This window comes from Enterobacter sp. RHBSTW-00975, assembly GCF_013615235.1.
Taxonomy (GTDB): Bacteria; Pseudomonadota; Gammaproteobacteria; order Enterobacterales; family Enterobacteriaceae; genus Enterobacter; species Enterobacter ludwigii.
Map to the genome: position 1 here is coordinate 3,523,871 of NZ_CP055883.1, position 20,652 is coordinate 3,544,522.

Below are 20,652 nucleotides of genomic sequence, written 5' to 3' on the forward strand. Positions count from 1 at the left end.
GAACAGAGTTTCTCCCGGACAAACATTTGAGGAAAGTCAAAACGTCATGACGCGCATGAAATATCTGGTGGCAGCGGCCACGTTGAGCCTGGCTTTGGTGGGCTGCTCCGGTTCAAATGAACAGGTCCCTGACAATCCGCCGAATGAAATCTATGCGACTGCACAACAAAAGTTGCAGGACGGTAACTGGAAACAGGCGATAACGCAACTGGAAGCGTTGGATAATCGCTATCCATTTGGTCCGTATTCGCAGCAGGTACAGTTAGATCTCATCTATGCCTACTATAAAAATGCCGATCTGCCGCTGGCTCAGGCAACCATCGATCGTTTCATGCGTCTGAACCCGACTCATCCTAACATCGATTACGTCATGTACATGCGCGGTCTTACCAACATGGCGCTGGACGACAGTGCCTTGCAAGGTTTCTTCGGTGTGGATCGTTCTGACCGTGACCCGCAGCATGCGCGTGATGCTTTCAACGACTTCTCCAAACTGGTGCGCGGCTACCCGAACAGCCAGTACGTCACTGACGCGACCAAACGTCTGGTGTTCCTGAAAGATCGTCTGGCGAAATACGAATACTCCGTTGCGGAATACTATACCCGCCGTGGCGCATGGGTTGCCGTGGTTAATCGTGTAGAAGGTATGTTGCGTGATTACCCGGATACACAGGCAACGCGTGATGGCCTGAAGCTGATGGAAAATGCTTACCGTCAGATGCAGATGACCGCACAGGCTGACAAAGTGGCGAAAATCATCGCCGCGAACAGCAGCAACACCTGATATTGCCTCAATGCAAAACGGCAGCCTTCGGGCTGCCGTTTTTTTATGCGTTCAGAGATCCGCTGAAGCGGTTTAGCCTCAACACATCCTATCAACTATGACCGCAAATCGGGCCTTCCACAAGGTAAATATCACCTCTTCCTGCCCTGCCTCACAAAAAACATTCCCTGACAAAAACCGACAAAATAACGTGATCTAAATCACACATTTTGACATTAGGACAGGTATGCTGGAATCACCAAGACGGAAAGACAAGAGGTAAAATTTATGACAATGAACATTACCAGTAAACAAATGGAAATTACTCCGGCAATCCGCCAACACGTCGCAGACCGTCTCGCCAAACTGGATAAATGGCAAACACATTTGATTAACCCACATATCATCCTGTCCAAGGAGCCGCAAGGTTTCATCGCTGACGCAACTATCAATACTCCAAACGGCCATCTGGTCGCCAGCGCAAAACATGAGGATATGTACACCGCTATTAACGATTTGATCAACAAGCTGGAACGGCAGCTCAATAAAGTGCAACACAAAGGTGAAGCCCGTCGCGCCGCAACGTCGGTGAAAGACGCCAGCTTCGCGGAAGAAGTTGAAGAAGAGTAATCCTTTAAATTGAGTTTACCGCCAACGCGCCTTCGGGCGCGTTTTTTATTGACAGCGTGAAAACAGTACGGGTACTTTAACGGTATCAACGACAGGATGATTTCATGAAACACACACCGTTTTTCTTCGCATTCTTTTTTACCTTCCCCTGATTGGGAGGCGTTTCGTCGTGTGATAAAGAATGCGAAGACGAACAACAAGGCCTCCCACACCGGGAGGCCTTTTTTATTAATAACGATAAACGAGACAGGCAACACTATGACACCGGAAAACCCGTTACTGGACCTGCGAGTGAAAATCAGCGCACTGGACGAAAAATTACTGGCCCTGCTGGCAGAACGTCGCACACTCGCCATCGAAGTGGGAAAAGCCAAGCTGGACTCCCATCGGCCGGTGCGTGATATTGACCGTGAACGCGACCTGCTGGAACGCCTGATTCAGCTTGGCAAAGCGCACCACCTCGACGCCCATTACATCACCCGTTTGTTCCAGCTCATCATCGAAGACTCCGTTCTGACCCAGCAAGCGCTACTCCAGCAGCATCTGAATAAAACGAACCCGCACTCTGCACGTGTCGCCTTCCTCGGCCCAAAAGGCTCTTACTCTCACCTTGCCGCACGCCAGTACGCAGCGCGTCATTTCGAAGAGTTTATTGAAAGCGGCTGCGCAAAATTTGCTGATATTTTCAATCAGGTCGAAACCGGACAGGCGGATTACGCCGTCGTACCGATTGAAAACACCAGCTCAGGCGCCATTAACGACGTGTACGATCTTCTGCAGCACACTACGCTGTCGCTGGTTGGCGAGATGACCATCCCTATCGATCACTGCGTACTGGTCTCTGGCTCAACCGACCTAAGCCAAATCGAGACGGTGTACAGTCACCCACAACCGTTCCAGCAGTGCAGTCAGTTCCTCAACCGTTATCCGAACTGGAAAATTGAGTACACCGAAAGCACTTCTGCGGCGATGGAAAAAGTGATGCAGGCAAATTCCCCGACGGTGGCCGCGCTTGGCAGCGAGGCGGGCGGAGCGCTGTATGGGCTGCAGGTACTGGAACGCAACCTGGCGAACCAGACGCAAAATATCACCCGCTTCGTGGTACTGGCCCGTAAAGCCATCAATGTCTCTGAGCAGGTTCCGGCTAAAACGACGCTGCTGATGGCGACCGGGCAGCAGGCGGGTGCGCTGGTTGAGGCCCTGCTGGTACTGCGTAACCACAACCTGATCATGACGAAGCTGGAATCTCGCCCGATTCATGGCAATCCGTGGGAAGAGATGTTTTATCTGGATATCCAGGCCAACCTGGAATCTGCATCCATGCAGAAAGCCCTGCGTGAACTGGGTGAAATCACCCGCTCAATGAAAGTGCTGGGCTGCTATCCGAGCGAAAACGTCGTGCCGGTTGACCCCGCTTAACGTTCGATAAAGCGGCTTTTCTTCATCCCTGCCACGCTAACGGGCAGGATGAAGATGGCGCCGGAGAGCGGATACTGCGCCACTTCATCCGCATCCATATTTTCCCGCGTGGTCGTGATAAACAGGGTCTTCATATCCTCGCCGCCAAAGCAGACCATCGTCGGACAACGAACCGGCATGCGATGCTCTTCCAGTTGTTCCCCCTGCGGTGAAAAGCGTGCGATACGCCAGCCATCAAACATTGCGCTCCAGTAGCAGCCTTCTTCATCCATCGCAGCACCGTCGGGTATGCCCTCCCCCTCTTTAAAGCGGCGGAATATCTCGCGTTTCCCCGGCTCACCTTGCTCATCAAGCGGCGTGCGGTAGATAACGCCATTTGGCGTATCAGAGGTGAACATCCACTGTTTGTCGGGGCTGAATGCCAGACCGTTGTGCCCGTGAATATCACACTGGATCACTTTCGGCGTCAGGTCATTATCGATACGCATCAGCATGGCGCCGTTGTAATCCCCCGGCCCCCAGAAGGTTCCCGCATAGAACCGTCCATGATGATCGGTACCTCCATCATTAAAACGCGCCAGTTGCGGGTTAGAGGGGTTATCACACACCTTGCGCTGAAGCAGGCCGTGCTTGTCAGCAAGCCAGATGCCATTGCGCATCGCGACGATAAAGCCGCCACGCTCACGCAGAGCGAAACAGCCTACTTCTTCATGGAAAGAGAGTACCGTGTGTTCCGCGGTGGGCAGATGATAACGGTGGATCTCCCCCTCCAGAATATCTGCCCAGTAGAGCGCATGCTCTTCGGCACTCCACGTCGGACATTCGGGCAGATGCCCGGTGTAATTCAACAGCGGCTGCGGTTCGGCCATAACAGTTCCCCAAAATGAAAAAAGCCAGCATTGCTGGCTTTTAGTATATACATCATCGCATTACTGGCGACTGTCATTTGCCTGACGCAAAAGCGTGCGGCTCTCACTCTGAAAACGTTGCGCATAATCGCCAAACCAGTGCTCGACTTTACGGAAGCTGTCGATAAACGCCTGTTTATCGCCATGCTCCAGCAAGGTGATCGCTTCACCAAACCGCTGGTAATAACGTTTGATAAGCGCCAGGTTGTTCTCAGAGGACATAATAATGTCGGCGTAAAGCTGTGGATCCTGAGCGAACAAACGCCCGACCATCGCCAGCTCCAGGCGATAGATCGGTGAAGAGAGCGCCAGCAGCTGTTCAAGCTGCACATTCTCTTCCGCCAGATGCAAACCGTAGGCAAAGGTCGCAAAGTGGCGCAGCGCCTGAATGAACGCCATGTTCTGATCGTGCTCTACCGCGCTGATCCGGTGCAACCTAGCACCCCATACCTGAATCTGTTCCAGGAACCACTGATAGGCCTCCGGCTGACGACCATCGCAGTACACCACAACCTGCTTCGCCAGGCTGCCACTATCCGGACCAAACATCGGGTGCAGGCCAAGCACCGGGCCAGTATGCGCCGCCAGCATCGCCTGCAGGGGGCCATTTTTGACCGATGCAAGGTCAACCAGGATGCAATCTTTCGGCAACGGTGGAAGCTTGCCGATGATCTGCTCCGTCACGTGGATAGGCACGCTGACGATAACCATCCCCGCATCGGCCATCAGCGCTGGCGCGTGTTCCCAGTCTTCTTTTTCCAGAATGCGAACCTGATAACCAGAAAGCGTCAGCATTTTTTCAAACAGACGCCCCATCTGGCCCGCGCCACCCACAATAACCACCGGGCGCAGGGACGGACAGAGGGTTTTGAAGCCCTTATCGTTTTCGCTGGAATAGGATTCCCGCATTACGCGACGCAAGACGTCTTCAATCAGATCCGGCGAGACGCCCAGCGCCTGGGCCTCTTTGCGCCGCGAGGCCAGCATGGATGCCTCACGCTCCGGGACGTAAATCGGCAGGCCGTATTTACTTTTTACCTCACCCACTTCGGCAACCAGAGCCATACGGCGCGCCAGCAGGTCCAGCAACGCCTTATCCACTTCATCAATTTGATCGCGTAACGCGGTCAATTCAGCAACCATAACTACCCTCTTAAGCCAGACGCGTCGCCAGCTGGCCGCTTAAATCTTTATGGATCTCACGCAGCAGCGCGTCGGTGGTTTCCCAGCTGATGCAGGCATCCGTGACGGATACGCCGTGCTTCATTGCGCTGCGCGGTTGTTCAGATGACTGATTGCCTTCATGAATATTGCTCTCAATCATCAGACCGATAATAGAACGGTTGCCGTCTTTTATCTGTGCCACCACAGATTCCGCAACCGCAGGCTGACGACGGTAATCTTTATTCGAATTACCATGACTGCAATCTACCATCAGTGCCGGGCGCAGTCCCGCCTGCTCCATCTCTTTTTCACACTGTGCCACATCTGCCGGGCTGTAGTTCGGTGCTTTACCACCGCGCAGGATCACGTGACCATCCGGGTTACCCTGCGTTTGCAGGAGGCAAACCTGCCCCGCCTGGTTAATGCCGACAAAACGGTGTGGCATTGCCGCGGCACGCATGGCGTTAATCGCGGTGGCCAGGCTGCCATCGGTACCGTTTTTAAAACCAACCGGCATCGACAGACCAGACGCCATCTCGCGGTGGGTTTGTGATTCCGTGGTACGTGCCCCAATGGCAGACCAGCTAAACAGGTCGCCCAGGTACTGCGGGCTGTTCGGATCCAGCGCTTCAGTGGCCAGCGGCAGCCCCATGCTGACCAGCTCCACCAGCAGGCGACGCGCAATTTTCAGCCCTGCTTCCACATCAAACGAGCCATCCATGTGCGGATCGTTAATCAACCCTTTCCAGCCAACGGTGGTACGTGGCTTCTCAAAATAGACGCGCATTACCAGATAGAGGCTATCGCTGACCTCCTCCGCTAATGTTTTAAATCGACGAGCGTACTCAATGGCGGCTTCAGGATCGTGAATAGAACAAGGACCACATACCACCAGCAGGCGCGGATCGCGGCCAGCGATAATGTCTGAAATGGTCTGACGCGAGTGCTCAATTTGAGCCTCCTGCGCGACGCTAAGCGGGAATTCCGCTTTCAGTTGATCCGGAGTAATCAAAATCTGTTCGTCAGTGATATGTACGTTGTTCAGCGCGTCTTTTTGCATGATTGCGATCCTGTAGAGCTCGTTTGCGATAGTTGTTTTCCTCGAAGAGGTGAAACAACGATACCATAACAAGTAAAGATTTCAATCCAAAATACGTACACTTTTCTTTACGAATGCCAATTTATTGCAAAAATCAGCCGCCACATCCGTAAACTTTAAATTACACCCCTAATTTCCGTTACCAGGCTATGCTGAAGAAAAAAGGAGAATGGCTATGCATTCAATTGCTCTGGTGCTGTTGTCGCTCATTTTATCGGGTTGCCAAATCAATCCTTATACCTTCCACCCGGACTGGACCAGCCCCAGCTGGTTTGATGCAGGTAAAGAAGACGCCATGAATGGTCTGCCGGTTAAAGATAACCAGACGCTGGCCGATAATTTTAATGATCCGCATGTTGATCGTAGTGAATATCTCCGGGGATATGCAGACGGACAGAAGAAAGTGTGTGAAGAAGGTTTTCTCCACGCCTGGGGATTAGCGGGCAAATCTTTTCCTGCCAGCTGCGATACTGCTGAAAATGCAGCAAAACTGCATAAGTCATGGCAAAAAGGTATGGATGAAAGCATGCGCTCCAGCAGACTTAATTAAGCCTCTTTTTATTCACCGGAATATAACAAAGTGTAGGATTTAGCTTAGGTCGAGGCAGGGAAAATTCTGACATAATGACGGCTTTGGTAAACAATGGTATTCTGCCCACAACTCTTAAGGACATCTATTTCCGGAGCGAAGTGGCGGATTCTGGTGAGAAATTTATTCTTGATCTCTTTTTTCCGACTCACTCTGGTGCTAATGCTGTTCCTTATGGTGGGCCCAGCAGCGGCAGGCACGTTCACCGAAACCGATAAATCGGTACGTTCGATCGTTTCAGGTATTGTGAGCTACACCCGATGGCCGTCACTTTCCGGCCAGCCAAAACTCTGTGTTTATGCTTCTTCTCACTACACGCATGCACTCACCAGCAAGGACGGGCAAAGCGAATTACCTTATACTCCCGTTATTGTGCGTAACGATCAGGAAGCCCTGTCCGCGACGTGTGATGCTATTTATTTCGGGGCGGAATCCCCCATAAAACAACGTGAATTAATAAGTCAGTATCAGGGCAGAGCATTGCTATTAATCTCAGAGCAAAATCCGGAATGTATTATTGGCAGCGCCTTTTGCCTGATAATTGATCGCAACCATGTCCGGTTTTCCGTCAATCTGGATGCGCTGACTCGCAGTGGCGTGAGAGTCAATCCGGATGTATTAATGCTCGCACGGAATAAGCAGCATGGATAAAGATTTCACTTCAGCGCCACGTCCGACGTTTAAAAGAACACTCAGACGAATCAGCATGATAAGCGTCATCATCACGATGACATTAATATGGCTGCTCCTCTGTTTTGCCTCCGTCGTGACATTAAAGCAATACGCACAAAAGAATCTCGAATTAACCGGCGCCACCATGAGCCACAGCCTTGAAGCCTCCCTGGTGTTCAACGATTCAGTGGCAGCCAATGAAACGCTTGCCGCCCTTGGCAAACAGGGCCAGTTTGCCGTGGCTGAAGTCCTCAACGTGCACAAAAAACGCTTTGCGTACTGGTCGTGGAACCCGGCGGATAACAACGACACTCTGGGCGCACTGGTCAGCCGCTGGCTTTTCCCCGAGCCGATTTCCCAGCCCGTATTCCATAACGGCTCAACGATTGGCGAAATACGCCTTACCGCGCGTGACAGCCTGATAAGCCACTTCATCTGGATGTCGTTTGCCGTTCTCACCGGCTGTATTCTGTTTGCGACGGTGGTCGCACTGACCATTACGCAATCCTTACATCACGGCATGGTTACAGCGCTGCAAAACATTACTGACGTCGTTCATGACGTACGCACTAACCGTAACTTCTCCCGACGGGTGAAAGACGGGCGGATTGAAGAATTTCACCAGTTTGGTGAGGACTTCAACAGCCTTCTGGATGAAATGGAGGAGTGGCAGCTTAAACTGCAGGCGAAAAACGCCCAGCTATTACGCACCGCCATGCACGACCCGCTGACGGGTCTTGCCAACCGTGCGGCGTTTCGTAACAGCATCGCGGCATTAATGAATGACCCCTCAGCAAAAACAAACTCGGCCCTGCTCTTCCTCGACGGTGATAATTTTAAGTTTATTAATGACACCTGGGGACACGCGGCAGGAGACTGTGTGCTGATTGAAGTCGCCAGAAGAATGGTCGAGTTCGGTGATAAGCGCCATCAGTCATACCGCCTTGGCGGCGACGAGTTTGCCATGGTGCTGTACGGCGTCCATTCAGAGCCTGAGGTTCAACATCTTTGTGCTGCCTTATCGCAGCAGTTTATCCGCCCGTTCGAATTGCATAACGGGCAAAAAGCATCAATGTCACTCAGTATTGGCTTTGCTCTGGCGTGGGAGAATGGTTCTGTGGAAGCATTACTGGAGAAAGCCGACCGCAATATGTACCTGGTTAAAAACCAGCGTACTAAAACGATAAATTAGAAGGGAAACGATATGTTAAAGCGATACTTCGCGCCGTTGTTATTAGCCTCAGTCGTGCTGGCAGGTTGCCAGTCACCGCCGCAAGGCAAGTTCACTCCTGAGCAGATTGCGGCGATGAAGTCTTACGGTTTTAACGAACTGAACGGCGACTGGTCTCTTGGCCTGTCAGATACCATCCTGTTTGATAAAAATGACGCCAGGCTGCGTGCGGAAAGTGAAACGCAGATCAAGACCATGGCCTCTCGCCTCGCGGCAACCGGCCTGAACCACGCGCGTATGGACGGTCACACGGACAACTACGGCGAAGAGCGCTACAACGAAGCGCTGTCATTGAAACGTGCAAATGCGGTAGCCGACGCCTGGGCGAAGGGAGCCAATATCCCGCGCAGCAACCTCACCACGCAGGGGTTAGGCAAAAAATACCCTGTTGCGAGCAACAGTACTGCAAAAGGGCGCGCTGAAAACCGCCGGGTTGCGGTGGTTATCAGCACGCCATAAGGTTATTTAACCGATGATTCTGCGAGCGACACGCCTGTTGCCGCTCGCCAGCGCAGCCAGTCGCCCAGCACAAACAGGGCCAGACTCACCCCCATCACCGGCATCGCCAGCCCCAGCAGGACACTCACCATCGCCGTGACGGCTCTTCCCCATCCCGATAGCGCCAGCCAGCTCTGACAGAGCGTCTGAACCGGGTTCACGACCGATTGCGCCGGACGACGCATCCACCACATCCGGTATCCCCAGACGATCAGCACGCACAGGGCAATACCGAACGCGATCAGCAACAGCTGATTGGCCAGCCCAAACAAGATCCCCATGTGGAAATCCACGCCCCAGCGGGTCAGTTTTGCCATTAAGGGGAAATCTTCAAACCGGGTTCTGTCCAGAATGTGCAGGGAGTGCGGATCGACCGACACCGCGTCGACCTGAGTCGGCCAGCTGCGATCGATTTCCGTCACGGTCCAGGCCTGTTCAGCCGTTTTCGCCGGGCGGATTTCGAGCTTGCTGGCATCTATACCCGCCGTGCGGGCGGCATGCAGGACGTCATCAAAAAGCGTCGGATCCATCACCATCGCGGGCATCATCATCCCGCTATGATGCCCCCGGTGCTCAGCGTGCTCGTCCATGATGGCAGGCGCACCGGAGAGCGTAGTATTGACCTGCGGCGTAAGCCAGTTCATCCGGGCACGCAGTGTATCCACGTTACCGCCCGCCCACTGAGACCACGTCAGGCCTGTCGCTGAGAACAATAACATTCCCCCCAGCAACACCCAGCCCAGTGCCACATGCACACGACGGCGGTTCTGGAAACGGTTGTTCATCCGACGTTTTGGTCGGGTGTAAAACCACAGGGCGATTCCACCCAGCGCGGCAACCCACATCCAGGAGGCGGCCAGCTCGCTATAGAGACGCCCGACATCGCCAAGCATCAACGAGGTGTGCAGATAATCGATGGTCTGGCGCAACGGCAGAATGCCACTCGTGCCGTACACCGTCATATCGCCCCGCACCTCAAGGCTTACGGGATCCACAAAGATAGCGCGGTTCTCCGACGGGCCAAGCGCCGGGTCAGCGAACATCACGCGGGTAGTATCACCGTCAACCAGCCCCGGACGAACGGCATGCAGACGCAGATCTGAACCCACGGCTTTTTCCGCCACGGCAATCTGCTCGGCCAGAGGCCGTGCCTCTCCCACCGAATCCGTGTGTAACGCGTGCCGGTAGAGCGTGTTTTCCAGCTGCGGCGTCGCCACATACAGCGTACCGGTCAGCGCGGCGAAGAAGATAAACGGGCCAACAAACAGCCCGACATAGAAATGGAGTCGACGCAGCAGGTTTCCCCATGCCGCGCGCGGAGTGCAGGTAGTCATACTTTTCCTTTTTAAGGCAAAAAGTTATCGATTTTTTTTAAAGGGAAAAAGCAGACTGCCGCGGCGGCGCGCGGGTATCAGGAAAGAGCCAGGGGAAAAAGTGCCAGTGGCTGACCGGCGGTTGCGGCGGTGTAACGCGACTCCTTTGCAGTACCACACTGAGCAATACAATCAGCGCCAGCATCATGCCCGGCACATGCGCTAACAGTACACAGTAGCCACACGCTTCCGCATGGTCGACGGGCATCGAGTGCGGCATATCGCCATGGAGCTCATCCATCGACATCATGCTCATGTCATGATGCATTCCCGGCATGGCGCTCATGGGATCTTTTTGCAGCGAGATGGAGATAAGCGGCGCAACCACGATCAGCAGGATCGCAAACAGCGCGGTTAAAGCCGCTGCGCGTTTCCAGTTATGCCGATGCAGTACGTTATCCACTTTCCCTCCCGTTAAGAGGCCAGCATTGTAAATGATTTATGACGAAAGGGTTAATGCGAGAGGTGCGATGGAATAAAAAAGGGCCAGCCTTTCGGCCAGCCCTTTTTAACAGGATGTCGCTTAAGCGAATCTTAGTTCAGACGCTCTTTAATACGAGCAGACTTACCAGTACGCTCACGCAGGTAGTACAGTTTAGCTTTACGTACAGCACCACGACGTTTAACAGCAATGCTGTCAACTACCGGAGAGTGAGTCTGGAAGACACGCTCAACGCCTTCGCCGTTGGAAATTTTACGAACAGTGAATGCAGAGTGCAGACCGCGGTTACGAATAGCGATAACCACGCCCTCGAATGCCTGCAGACGTTTTTTGGAACCTTCAACAACCCATACTTTCACTTCCACGGTGTCACCTGGACGGAAGGAAGGTACGTCCTGCTTCATCTGCTCTTGTTCAAGTTGCTTAATAATGTTGCTCATAATTTAATCTCTTATCCTGGGTAAACTGATATTCGGGAGCGTATTACGCATTCCCATCATGTTCATGCTGCTGTTGCGCGTGTTCTTTTTTGAACTCGGCCAGCAACTTTGCTTGCTCTTCAGTCAGAGCCAGGTTTTCCAGAAGTTCAGGTCTTCTAAGCCAGGTTCGGCCCAGCGACTGCTTCAAACGCCAGCGACGTATCTCAGCATGGTTTCCTGACAGTAACACCGCCGGTACTTCCATCCCTTCTAACACTTCAGGACGAGTATAGTGTGGACAGTCCAGCAACCCATCAGCAAAGGAATCTTCCGTTGCCGAAGCTTCATGGCCCAGTACACCCGGAATGAACCGGGCAACGGAGTCAATCAGCGTCATCGCTGGTAACTCACCACCGCTGAGTACGTAATCGCCGATAGACCATTCTTCGTCAATCTCGGTTTGAATTACGCGCTCATCTATCCCTTCGTAGCGACCACAGACCAGAATCAATTTTTGATTCGTCGCCAGTTCGCTGACACCCGCTTGATCAAGCTTGCGTCCCTGAGGTGACAGATAAATCACCTTCGCGCCTTCACCTGCCGCGGCTTTTGCTGTGTGAATGGCGTCCCGTAAGGGTTGCACCATCATTAACATCCCCGGTCCGCCGCCGTAAGGACGATCGTCCACGGTACGGTGCCGGTCATGCGTAAAGTCACGAGGACTCCAGCTCTGGATGTTCAGCAGGCCATTCTTTACTGCCCGGCCAGTTACCCCGTAATCGGTAATCGCGCGGAACATTTCAGGAAACAGGCTAATTATGCCAATCCACATAGCGCCGTCTTTTACCGTTTATCCGGAGAATTTAAAAACCAGGATCCCAATCTACTTCAATCGTTTGAGTAGCGAGATCGACTTTCTTGATAACCTGTCCATCGAGGAACGGAACCAACCGCTCCTTGATGCCAAATGCATCTTTCAGGTTTGCCCTAATGACGAGAACGTCATTTGACCCGGTTTCCATCATGTCGATGACTTTCCCCAGGCTATAACCTTCAGTGGTGACCACCTGGCAACCCATAAGGTCTTTCCAGTAGTAGTCGCCCTCTTCCAGCTGCGGCAACTGCGACGAATCCACGATAATTTCACAATTAGTCAGTGCATTCGCGGCATCACGATCGTCAATGCCTTTCAGCTTGATGATGATGTCCTGATTGTGGTGACGCCAGCTTTCCAGCTCGACCTCTTCCCACTTACCGGCTTTCTGGATAAACCAGGGCTGGTAATTAAAAATGCTATCAGCGTCTTCAGTGGAGGAAAACACTCTGAGCCAACCACGAATACCGTAGCAAGAACCCATTTTGCCCAATACAATCGGTTCAACAGGTGCTTTATTGCTCATCATGACCACCGTGACAGATTAAGCTGCTTTGTTTGCTGCTTTGATCAGCGTAGCAACGCGATCGGAAACAGTAGCGCCCTGGCCAACCCAGTGAGCGATACGATCCAGATCCAGACGGGTTTCTTCTTCAGAACCAGAAGCGATCGGGTTGAAGAAACCAACGCGCTCAATGAAGCGACCGTTGCGTGCATTACGGCTGTCAGTAACAACAACCTGGTAGAACGGACGCTTTTTAGCGCCGTGACGTGCTAAACGAATAGTTACCATAACATCCTCTTGTGTGAATAAAACAACCGGGCCCCATCGAGGAACGGAGCCCGGGTGTCATATTAAAAGCCCGAAAATTTTACTGATTTCTGGGGAAAATGCAATCAGCAGTTAAAACTCTGCTGCAAAACACGGCCAGGGTGCGCTTTTCGGGCACACCCCGGCATCAAAATAGCCAACAGCCTGGCGATTAACGGCCAGGGAATCCTGGCGGCATCATGCCCTTCATGCCACGCATCATCTTCGCCATGCCGCCTTTCTTCATTTTCTTCATCATGCGCTGCATGTCGTCGAACTGTTTCAGAAGACGGTTTACGTCCTGCACCTGCATGCCGCAACCGGCTGCGATACGGCGTTTGCGGGACCCTTTGATGATGTCCGGGTTAGCACGTTCCTTGAGGGTCATCGAGTTGATGATCGCCTCCATACGCACCAGCACCTTGTCATCCATCTGCGCTTTTACGTTGTCAGGGATCTGGCCCATGCCCGGCAGTTTGCCCATCAGGCTTGCCATGCCGCCCATGTTTTTCATCTGACGCAGCTGCTCAAGGAAATCGGTCAGGTCAAAGCCGTCGCCTTTTTTCAGCTTGCTGGCCAGCTTCTCAGCCTGGGCGCGGTCAACCTTGCTCTCGATATCTTCGATAAGGGACAGCACGTCGCCCATGCCGAGGATACGGGAGGCGATACGGTCCGGGTGGAACGGCTCCAGCGCTTCGGTTTTCTCACCCACACCGAGGAATTTAATCGGCTTGCCGGTGATATGACGAATCGAAAGCGCCGCACCGCCGCGGGCGTCACCGTCCACTTTGGTCAGCACTACGCCGGTTAACGGCAGCGCTTCGTTAAACGCTTTCGCGGTGTTCGCCGCATCCTGACCGGTCATGGCGTCAACAACAAACAGGGTCTCTACCGGATTGATAGCGGCATGCACCTGTTTGATCTCATCCATCATCGCTTCGTCAACGTGCAGACGACCGGCGGTATCCACCAGCAGCACGTCGTAGAATTTCAGCTTCGCCTCTTTCAGCGCCGCGTTAACGATGTCGACAGGCTTCTGGGCAACGTCAGACGGGAAGAAATCCACGCTGACCTGCTGCGCCAGGGTTTCCAGCTGTTTAATCGCCGCCGGGCGATAGACGTCCGCAGAAACGACCAGCACTTTTTTCTTGTGCTTTTCACGCAGGAATTTACCCAGCTTACCCACACTGGTGGTTTTACCCGCACCCTGCAGGCCCGCCATCAGCACGACGGCCGGTGGCTGTGCCGCCAGGTTAAGCACCTGGTTCTCTTCGCCCATCGCCGAAACCAGTTCGTTACGAACGATTTTGACGAACTCCTGACCCGGGGTCAGGCTCTTGTTAACTTCATGACCAACCGCCTTCTCTTTAACGCGGTTGATAAAATCACGAACAACCGGCAACGCGACGTCTGCTTCCAGCAGCGCCATGCGCACTTCGCGCAGCGTTTCCTTGATGTTGTCTTCGGTAAGGCGTCCGCGGCCGCTGATGTTGCGCAGCGTGCGCGACAAACGATCGGTTAAATTATCAAACATTGTCTCTCGCCTGAGTAGAAACGTTGGGTCGCTGGCAGCGACACATACACAGAATTTTGCCGGAGTATAACATGAAGGCGGCTTTGTTGTTATGCAACGGTTGGAGCAGGCGTCACGTAACGTTATACTGCTTCTCTTTCTTATTAAGACAACTGTCGATGCCTATATGCCTGTTTTCGCACTGATCGCCCTTGTTGCCTACTCTGTCAGCCTCGCGCTGATCATTCCTGGACTGCTGCAAAAAAACAGCGGCTGGCGACGCATGGCTATTCTTTCGGCGGTGATCGCACTGATAAGCCATGCGTTCGCGCTGGAATCGCGCATTATCCCCGGCGATGGCAGCGTACAGAACCTGAGCGTGCTCAACGTCGGCTCGTTGGTCAGCCTGATGATCTGTACGGTGATGACCATTGTCGCCTCTAAAAACCGCGGCTGGCTGCTACTGCCGATTGTGTATGCCTTCGCGCTGATTAACCTGGCCCTGGCCACGTTTATGCCCAATGAGTTTATTACGCATCTGGAAGCGACGCCGGGAATGCTGGTGCATATCGGCCTGTCACTCTTCGCTTACGCAACGCTGATTATCGCCGCGCTCTATGCCATGCAGCTCGCCTGGATTGACTATCAGCTGAAAAACAAAAAGCTGGCCTTTAACCATGAGATGCCGCCGCTGATGGTGATTGAGCGTAAGATGTTCCACATCACGCAGGTCGGTGTCGTGCTGCTGACGTTAACGCTGTGCACGGGCCTGTTTTATATGAAAAACCTGTTCAGCGTGGAGAATATCGATAAAGCGGTCCTCTCCATCATCGCGTGGTTTGTCTATATTGTCCTGTTATGGGGCCATTATCATGAAGGCTGGCGCGGTCGTCGCGTGGTCTGGTTCAACGTCGCGGGCGCGGGCATTCTCACCCTTGCCTATTTTGGCAGCCGCTTCATACAGCAATTTGCTGGCTAAGTAACAAAGGAGTTCCCCCTGGAACACATCTCTACCACCACGCTGATCATTACGCTGATCGTGATGGTGGTCATCTCCGCCTATTTCTCCGGCTCGGAAACCGGCATGATGACCTTAAACCGCTACCGGTTACGTCATCGTGCTAAGCAGGGTAACCGTGCCGCCCGTCGCGTCGAAAAACTGCTGCGTCAACCGGATCGTCTGATCAGTCTGGTGCTCATCGGTAACAACCTCGTCAACATTCTTGCCTCTGCGCTCGGTACCATCGTTGGGATGCGCCTGTACGGCAACGCCGGCGTCGCCATTGCCACCGGTGTGCTAACGTTTGTGGTGCTGGTGTTTGCAGAAGTGCTGCCTAAAACCATCGCCGCGCTCTACCCGGAAAAAGTGGCCTACCCCAGCAGCTTCCTGCTGGCACCGCTGCTGATCCTGATGATGCCGCTGGTCTGGTTACTGAACATGGTGACGCGTGTTCTGATGCGGATGATCGGTATCAAAGCAGACGTCACCATCAGCAGCGCGCTCAGCAAAGAAGAGCTGCGCACCATCGTGCATGAATCACGCTCGCAGATCTCCCGGCGTAATCAGGACATGCTGCTGTCGGTACTGGATCTGGAAAAGGTCAGCGTTAACGACATCATGGTGCCGCGTAATGAGATCGTCGGCATTGATATCAATGACGACTGGAAAGCCATCGTCCGCCAGCTGACCCACTCCCCGCACGGGCGTATCGTGCTGTACCGCGACTCTCTGGACGATGCCATCAGCATGCTGCGCGTGCGTGAAGCTTATCGTCTGATGACCGAGAAAAAAGAGTTCACCAAAGAGGTGATGCTCCGCGCCGCCGACGAAATTTATTACGTGCCGGAAGGAACGCCGCTCAGCACCCAGCTGGTGAAGTTCCAGCGTAACAAGAAGAAGGTCGGCCTGGTGGTTAATGAGTACGGGGATATTCAGGGGCTGGTGACGGTTGAAGATATTCTGGAAGAGATTGTCGGCGACTTTACCACCTCAATGTCCCCTTCCCTTGCGGAAGAAGTCACCCCGCAGAACGACGGCTCGGTGCTGATCGACGGTAGCGCGAACATTCGCGAACTCAATAAAGCCTTTAACTGGCATTTACCGGAAGATGAAGCACGCACCATAAACGGGATGATTCTGGAAGCACTGGAAGAGATCCCGGCGGCGGGCACGCGGGTGCGCATTGAGCAATACGATATTGATATCCTGGACGTGCAGGACAATATGATTAAGCAGGTGAAAGTCCTGCCGGTAAAACCGATTCGGGAAAGTATTGCTGAGTAGAGAGTAGGCCGGGTACGGCGCAAGCCGCCACCCGGCACTACAGATGGCAAATTACGCTTTCGCTTTCGCCACGGTAACCATTGCAGCACGAATGGTACGACCGTTCAGGGTATAACCTTTCTGCATCACGCCAAGCACTTTACCGGCTTCAACGTCTTCTGATTCCACCATCGCAATCGCCTGGTGCACGTTTGGATCCAGCGGAACGTTGGTATCGCCAACCACTTCCACGCCAAACTTACGTACCACATCCAGCATGGATTTCAGCGTCAGTTCGATACCTTCGATCATCGCGGTGTTGTCCGGGTTAGCTTTATCAGCCACTTCCAGTGCGCGATCCAGGCTATCAATCACCGGCAGCAGTTCGTTGATAAATTTCTCCAGCGCAAATTTATGCGCCTTCTCAACGTCCTGCTCGGTACGACGGCGCAGGTTTTCCATTTCCGCCTTGATGCGCAGAACACTGTCGCGTTCGCGATTCTGTGCTTCTACCAGCTGAGCTTCCAGATTCGCAATTTTTTCATCGCGCGGGTCCACCTGCTCAGCAGATGCGTCCGGCTCTACAGCCTCAACATCATCGTGCTGTTCCGTGATAATTTCTTCAGGGGCTTGCCCCTCAGGCGTTTTCTGTTCTTTACTACTCATGAATTTCTCCGCGTTTTTCTGCATTCATATCGCTAACTTCGCTTATTATGGGGATCAGTTTCCGGGATTCAAGGGAACAAGACAGATTGTCATCATTCATCAGGCACAAGGACCTCCAGAAAATGAATAATCATTTCAGGTGTATTGGGATCGTCGGGCATCCGCGTCACCCTACCGCATTGACGACACATGAAATGTTGTATCGCTGGCTGTGTAGCAAAGGCTATGAAGTGATGGTCGAGCAGCAGATTGCCCAGGAGCTGCAGCTGAAGAGCGTCAAAACCGGCACGCTGGCGGAAATTGGCCAGCAGGCGGATCTCGCCGTGGTGGTCGGTGGCGACGGCAATATGCTCGGCGCGGCCCGAACGCTCGCGCGTTATGACATCAAGGTCATTGGTATCAACCGCGGCAATCTCGGCTTTCTGACCGACCTCGATCCGGACAACGCCCAGCAGCAGCTGGCCGACGTGCTGGAAGGTCATTATATCAGCGAAAAACGCTTTTTGCTGGAAGCGCAGGTGTGTCAGCAGGACTGCCAGAAGCGCATCAGCACCGCGATTAACGAAGTAGTGCTCCATCCCGGCAAAGTGGCGCACATGATTGAGTTCGAAGTCTATATCGACGAAATCTTCGCCTTCTCGCAGCGTTCTGACGGGCTGATTATCTCCACGCCGACAGGGTCGACTGCCTACTCGCTCTCTGCGGGTGGCCCGATCCTCACCCCTTCACTGGATGCCATCACTCTGGTGCCGATGTTCCCGCACACGCTCTCCGCGCGTCCGCTGGTGATCAACAGCAGCAGCACCATTCGTCTGCGTTTCTCGCACCGCCGTAACGATCTGGAGATCAGCTGCGACAGCCAGATTGCGCTGCCTATTCAGGAAGGTGAAGATGTTCTCATTCGTCGGTGTGATTACCACCTGAATCTTATTCACCCGAAAGATTACAGCTATTTCAATACATTAAGCTCGAAGCTTGGCTGGTCAAAAAAATTGTTCTGATTTTGCATCCAGTACTTTACTGTATATAAAACCAGTTTATACTGTATGAAAACACAGTTATGGTTTTTCATACAGGAAAACAATTATGCTGGCACAACTGACCATCAGCAACTTTGCCATAGTTCGTGAGCTTGAGATCGATTTCCACAGCGGCATGACGGCGATCACCGGGGAAACCGGTGCGGGTAAATCCATTGCCATAGATGCCCTCGGCTTGTGCCTCGGCGGCCGTGCAGAAGGTGACATGGTGCGCAGGGGCGCAAACCGTGCCGATCTCTGCGCTCGCTTCTCCCTGAAAGATACCCCTGCTGCCCTGCGCTGGTTGGAAGAGAACCAGCTGGAAGACGGACGTGAGTGTTTACTTCGTCGCGTTATCAGCAGCGATGGTCGTTCCCGCGGCTTTATCAACGGCACTGCAGTCCCGCTTTCCCAGCTTCGCGAGCTCGGCCAGTTACTCATTCAGATCCACGGCCAGCACGCGCACCAGCAACTCATTAAACCGGAGCAGCAGAAAACGCTGCTTGATGGCTATGCAGGTGAGTACGCACTTACTCAGCTCATGGCGGAGCACTATCGCCAGTGGCATCAAAGCTGCCGTGAGCTTGCCCAGCACCAGCAGCAAAGCCAGGAGCGTGCCGCCCGTGCTGAGCTTCTGGAATACCAGCTTAAAGAACTCAACGAATTTAGCCCGCAGGCGGGTGAATTTGAGCTTATCGACGAAGAGTACAAGCGCCTGGCTAACAGCGGTCACCTGCTCTCAACCAGCCAGAATGCCCTTAACATGCTGGCTGACGGTGAAGACGTGAACCTGCAGAGCCAGCTGTATAATGTTCGTCAGCTCATCACCGAGCTGGCTGGCATGGACAGCAAACTCTCTGGCGTACTGGATATGCTGGAAGAGGCCGCGATTCAGATTTCAGAAGCCAGTGACGAACTTCGCCACTACTGTGAACGTCTGGATCTCGACCCGAACCGTCTGTTTGAGCTGGAGCAACGCATCTCCCGTCAGATCTCGCTGGCGCGCAAGCACCACGTTATGCCAGAAGAGCTGCCTGGCTACTATCAGTCCCTGCTTGATGAACAACAGCAGCTTGACGATCAGGCTGACTCGCTGGAAACCCTGTCACTGGCGGTGAACCTGCACCATGAACAGGCGCTGACGACGGCGAAACAGCTGCATGAGATCCGTCAACATTACGCCCAGGAACTGAGCCAGCACATCACCGACAGCATGCACACGCTGGCGATGCCGCACGGCGTATTCACCATCGATGTCCGTTTCGAAGAGAACCATCTGACGGCGGAAGGTGCGGACCGTATCGAATTCCGCGTCACCACCAACCCGGGGCAGCCGTTGCAGCCCATCTCTAAAGTGGCTTCCGGCGGTGAACTGTCGCGTATCGCGCTCGCGATTCAGGTGATTACCGCACGTAAAATGGAAACCCCGGCGCTGATTTTCGATGAAGTGGATGTGGGGATCAGCGGCCCAACAGCGGCAGTCGTCGGCAAACTGTTGCGCCAGTTGGGTGAATCAACGCAGGTCATGTGTGTTACCCACCTGCCGCAGGTGGCCGGGTGTGGTCATCATCACTTTATCGTCAGCAAAGAAACTGACGGTGAAATGACGGAAACGCACATGAAGCCACTGGATAAACGCGCACGTCTGCAGGAGCTGGCACGCCTGCTGGGCGGCAGTGAAGTCACGCGAAATACGCTCGCGAACGCGAAAGAACTGCTGGCGGCATAAACTTTTTCGGGATCTCAGGGTCATAGAGAACAACAAAAACGCCGCCAGACCGGTTTCAAAGTGGGGCAAGGTCTATTATCATCGGCATATAACATATGAGCCGCGTTCTGCTCGGGCCCGAAAAGGAATCAAATCACTATGCGTTGTAAAATGCTGACCGCTGCCGCAGCGGTTCTTCTGATGTTGACCGCAGGCTGTTCCACTCTGGAGAAAGTGGTTTACCGTCCTGACATCAACCAGGGGAACTACCTTACCCCTAACGATGTGTCCAAAATCCGTGTGGGGATGACACAACAGCAGGTCGCTTATGCACTTGGAACCCCAATGATGTCCGATCCGTTCGGCACAAACACCTGGTTCTATGTATTCCGTCAGCAGCCGGGCCATGAAGACGCGTCCCAGCAGACCCTGACGCTGACCTTCAGCAGCGCCGGTGTGTTGACCAACATCGACAACAAGCCTGCCCTGACCAAATAATCAGGTGTCAGAGACGCAAAAAGGTGCTCAATGAGCACCTTTTTTGTTTTCCTTCATCCCCCTCGCCCCTTTGAGATCAGGCTTAAGGTGAAG

The 20,652-nt window shown here is 53.5% G+C and carries 24 protein-coding genes and 1 other annotated feature; of the genes, 13 read left to right on the plus strand and 11 right to left on the minus strand.

Features of this window, described 5'->3' with window-relative positions:
- Positions 1 to 46 precede the first annotated feature (46 nt).
- The 4 genes from bamD (at position 47) to pheA (ending at position 2,812) form a co-directional block, all read left to right on the plus strand.
- Complete coding sequence (gene bamD / locus HV340_RS16855; RefSeq protein WP_013098339.1) at positions 47 to 784, plus strand: outer membrane protein assembly factor BamD; 738 nt, start codon at positions 47 to 49, stop codon at positions 782 to 784.
- A gap of 267 nt (positions 785 to 1,051) precedes the next feature.
- The gene (gene raiA / locus HV340_RS16860) at positions 1,052 to 1,393 is read left to right on the plus strand and encodes a ribosome-associated translation inhibitor RaiA (protein ID WP_003863162.1); all 342 of its coding nucleotides are present in this window, start codon (positions 1,052 to 1,054) and stop codon (positions 1,391 to 1,393) included.
- Positions 1,394 to 1,496: 103 nt separating this feature from the next.
- Positions 1,497 to 1,622: a sequence feature (Phe leader region), on the plus strand.
- Positions 1,498 to 1,545, plus strand: coding sequence for a pheA operon leader peptide PheL (gene pheL, locus HV340_RS16865; protein WP_001386991.1), 48 nt, complete (start codon positions 1,498 to 1,500; stop codon positions 1,543 to 1,545). Its footprint overlaps the feature before it by 48 nt.
- Positions 1,623 to 1,651: 29 nt before the next feature.
- Positions 1,652 to 2,812, plus strand: a complete 1,161-nt coding sequence (pheA, locus tag HV340_RS16870; RefSeq protein ID WP_020883922.1) for a bifunctional chorismate mutase/prephenate dehydratase — start codon at positions 1,652 to 1,654, stop codon at positions 2,810 to 2,812.
- Here the strand turns inward: pheA and HV340_RS16875 are convergent.
- From HV340_RS16875 to aroF, 3 genes are read right to left on the minus strand one after another with little or no spacing between them, the layout of a single operon-like run.
- Complete coding sequence (locus HV340_RS16875; RefSeq protein WP_073396555.1) at positions 2,809 to 3,681, minus strand: SMP-30/gluconolactonase/LRE family protein; 873 nt, start codon at positions 3,679 to 3,681, stop codon at positions 2,809 to 2,811. The two genes, pheA and HV340_RS16875, sit on opposite strands and share 4 nt — an antisense overlap.
- Before the next feature lie 60 nt (positions 3,682 to 3,741).
- Positions 3,742 to 4,863 (minus strand): bifunctional chorismate mutase/prephenate dehydrogenase, encoded by a 1,122-nt coding sequence (gene tyrA / locus HV340_RS16880; protein ID WP_014171239.1) that lies wholly within the window; start codon positions 4,861 to 4,863, stop codon positions 3,742 to 3,744.
- Between the two features lie 10 nt (positions 4,864 to 4,873).
- Positions 4,874 to 5,944 carry a 3-deoxy-7-phosphoheptulonate synthase AroF gene (aroF, locus tag HV340_RS16885; RefSeq protein WP_025203434.1) on the minus strand — a complete coding sequence of 357 codons (1,071 nt, stop codon included), beginning with the start codon at positions 5,942 to 5,944 and terminating at the stop codon, positions 4,874 to 4,876.
- Positions 5,945 to 6,158: 214 nt separating this feature from the next.
- Here aroF and HV340_RS16890 point away from each other — a divergent pair, with 214 nt between their 5' ends.
- The 4 genes from HV340_RS16890 to HV340_RS16905 all read left to right on the plus strand — a co-directional run bounded on the left by HV340_RS16890 (position 6,159) and on the right by HV340_RS16905 (position 8,934).
- Positions 6,159 to 6,533 (plus strand): DUF2799 domain-containing protein, encoded by a 375-nt coding sequence (locus HV340_RS16890; protein WP_059306900.1) that lies wholly within the window; start codon positions 6,159 to 6,161, stop codon positions 6,531 to 6,533.
- 201 nt (positions 6,534 to 6,734) lie between these two features.
- Positions 6,735 to 7,223, plus strand: coding sequence for a YfiR family protein (locus HV340_RS16895; protein ID WP_072255871.1), 489 nt, complete (start codon positions 6,735 to 6,737; stop codon positions 7,221 to 7,223).
- A complete protein-coding gene (dgcN, locus tag HV340_RS16900) occupies positions 7,216 to 8,436 on the plus strand; it encodes a diguanylate cyclase DgcN (RefSeq protein WP_047366092.1) in 1,221 nt (406 codons plus the stop codon). Before HV340_RS16895 ends, dgcN begins: the two co-directional genes overlap by 8 nt.
- A gap of 12 nt (positions 8,437 to 8,448) precedes the next feature.
- Positions 8,449 to 8,934 (plus strand): OmpA family protein, encoded by a 486-nt coding sequence (locus HV340_RS16905; RefSeq protein ID WP_014171244.1) that lies wholly within the window; start codon positions 8,449 to 8,451, stop codon positions 8,932 to 8,934.
- 2 nt (positions 8,935 to 8,936) lie between these two features.
- Here HV340_RS16905 and HV340_RS16910 read toward each other — a convergent pair whose 3' ends face one another.
- The 7 genes from HV340_RS16910 to ffh all read right to left on the minus strand — a co-directional run bounded on the left by HV340_RS16910 (position 8,937) and on the right by ffh (position 14,426).
- Positions 8,937 to 10,307, minus strand: a complete 1,371-nt coding sequence (locus tag HV340_RS16910; protein ID WP_059306898.1) for a PepSY-associated TM helix domain-containing protein — start codon at positions 10,305 to 10,307, stop codon at positions 8,937 to 8,939.
- 37 nt (positions 10,308 to 10,344) lie between these two features.
- The gene (locus HV340_RS16915; protein ID WP_059306897.1) at positions 10,345 to 10,749 is read right to left on the minus strand and encodes a DUF2946 domain-containing protein; all 405 of its coding nucleotides are present in this window, start codon (positions 10,747 to 10,749) and stop codon (positions 10,345 to 10,347) included.
- 131 nt (positions 10,750 to 10,880) lie between these two features.
- Positions 10,881 to 11,228 carry a 50S ribosomal protein L19 gene (rplS, locus tag HV340_RS16920; RefSeq protein ID WP_002914145.1) on the minus strand — a complete coding sequence of 116 codons (348 nt, stop codon included), beginning with the start codon at positions 11,226 to 11,228 and terminating at the stop codon, positions 10,881 to 10,883.
- Positions 11,229 to 11,271: 43 nt separating this feature from the next.
- Positions 11,272 to 12,039: a tRNA (guanosine(37)-N1)-methyltransferase TrmD gene (gene trmD / locus HV340_RS16925; protein ID WP_014171247.1), complete on the minus strand. Its 768-nt coding sequence runs from the start codon at positions 12,037 to 12,039 to the stop codon at positions 11,272 to 11,274.
- Between the two features lie 31 nt (positions 12,040 to 12,070).
- Positions 12,071 to 12,610, minus strand: coding sequence for a ribosome maturation factor RimM (gene rimM, locus HV340_RS16930; protein WP_032670210.1), 540 nt, complete (start codon positions 12,608 to 12,610; stop codon positions 12,071 to 12,073).
- Positions 12,611 to 12,625: 15 nt separating this feature from the next.
- Positions 12,626 to 12,874: a 30S ribosomal protein S16 gene (rpsP, locus tag HV340_RS16935; RefSeq protein WP_014171249.1), complete on the minus strand. Its 249-nt coding sequence runs from the start codon at positions 12,872 to 12,874 to the stop codon at positions 12,626 to 12,628.
- 190 nt (positions 12,875 to 13,064) lie between these two features.
- Entirely contained in the window at positions 13,065 to 14,426 is a 1,362-nt protein-coding gene (gene ffh, locus HV340_RS16940) for a signal recognition particle protein (protein ID WP_014171250.1), read from the minus strand.
- A 166-nt stretch (positions 14,427 to 14,592) separates the two neighbouring features.
- Here ffh and HV340_RS16945 point away from each other — a divergent pair, with 166 nt between their 5' ends.
- Together HV340_RS16945 and HV340_RS16950 are read left to right on the plus strand one after the other, a co-directional pair.
- Complete coding sequence (locus tag HV340_RS16945; protein ID WP_003863130.1) at positions 14,593 to 15,384, plus strand: inner membrane protein YpjD; 792 nt, start codon at positions 14,593 to 14,595, stop codon at positions 15,382 to 15,384.
- Positions 15,385 to 15,402: 18 nt separating this feature from the next.
- On the plus strand, positions 15,403 to 16,689 hold the full coding sequence (locus HV340_RS16950) for an HlyC/CorC family transporter (protein ID WP_032670206.1): 1,287 nt from the start codon (positions 15,403 to 15,405) through the stop codon (positions 16,687 to 16,689).
- Between the two features lie 51 nt (positions 16,690 to 16,740).
- On the opposite strand, the gene grpE is transcribed toward HV340_RS16950, so the two are convergent.
- Positions 16,741 to 17,334, minus strand: a complete 594-nt coding sequence (gene grpE / locus HV340_RS16955; RefSeq protein WP_020883911.1) for a nucleotide exchange factor GrpE — start codon at positions 17,332 to 17,334, stop codon at positions 16,741 to 16,743.
- 122 nt (positions 17,335 to 17,456) lie between these two features.
- Between grpE and nadK the strand changes: the two genes are divergently transcribed.
- The 3 genes from nadK to bamE all read left to right on the plus strand — a co-directional run bounded on the left by nadK (position 17,457) and on the right by bamE (position 20,559).
- A complete protein-coding gene (gene nadK / locus HV340_RS16960; protein WP_020883909.1) occupies positions 17,457 to 18,335 on the plus strand; it encodes an NAD(+) kinase in 879 nt (292 codons plus the stop codon).
- 85 nt (positions 18,336 to 18,420) lie between these two features.
- Positions 18,421 to 20,082: a DNA repair protein RecN gene (gene recN / locus HV340_RS16965; RefSeq protein WP_059306131.1), complete on the plus strand. Its 1,662-nt coding sequence runs from the start codon at positions 18,421 to 18,423 to the stop codon at positions 20,080 to 20,082.
- A gap of 138 nt (positions 20,083 to 20,220) precedes the next feature.
- Entirely contained in the window at positions 20,221 to 20,559 is a 339-nt protein-coding gene (gene bamE / locus HV340_RS16970) for an outer membrane protein assembly factor BamE (RefSeq protein WP_014171256.1), read from the plus strand.
- Positions 20,560 to 20,652 lie beyond the last annotated feature (93 nt).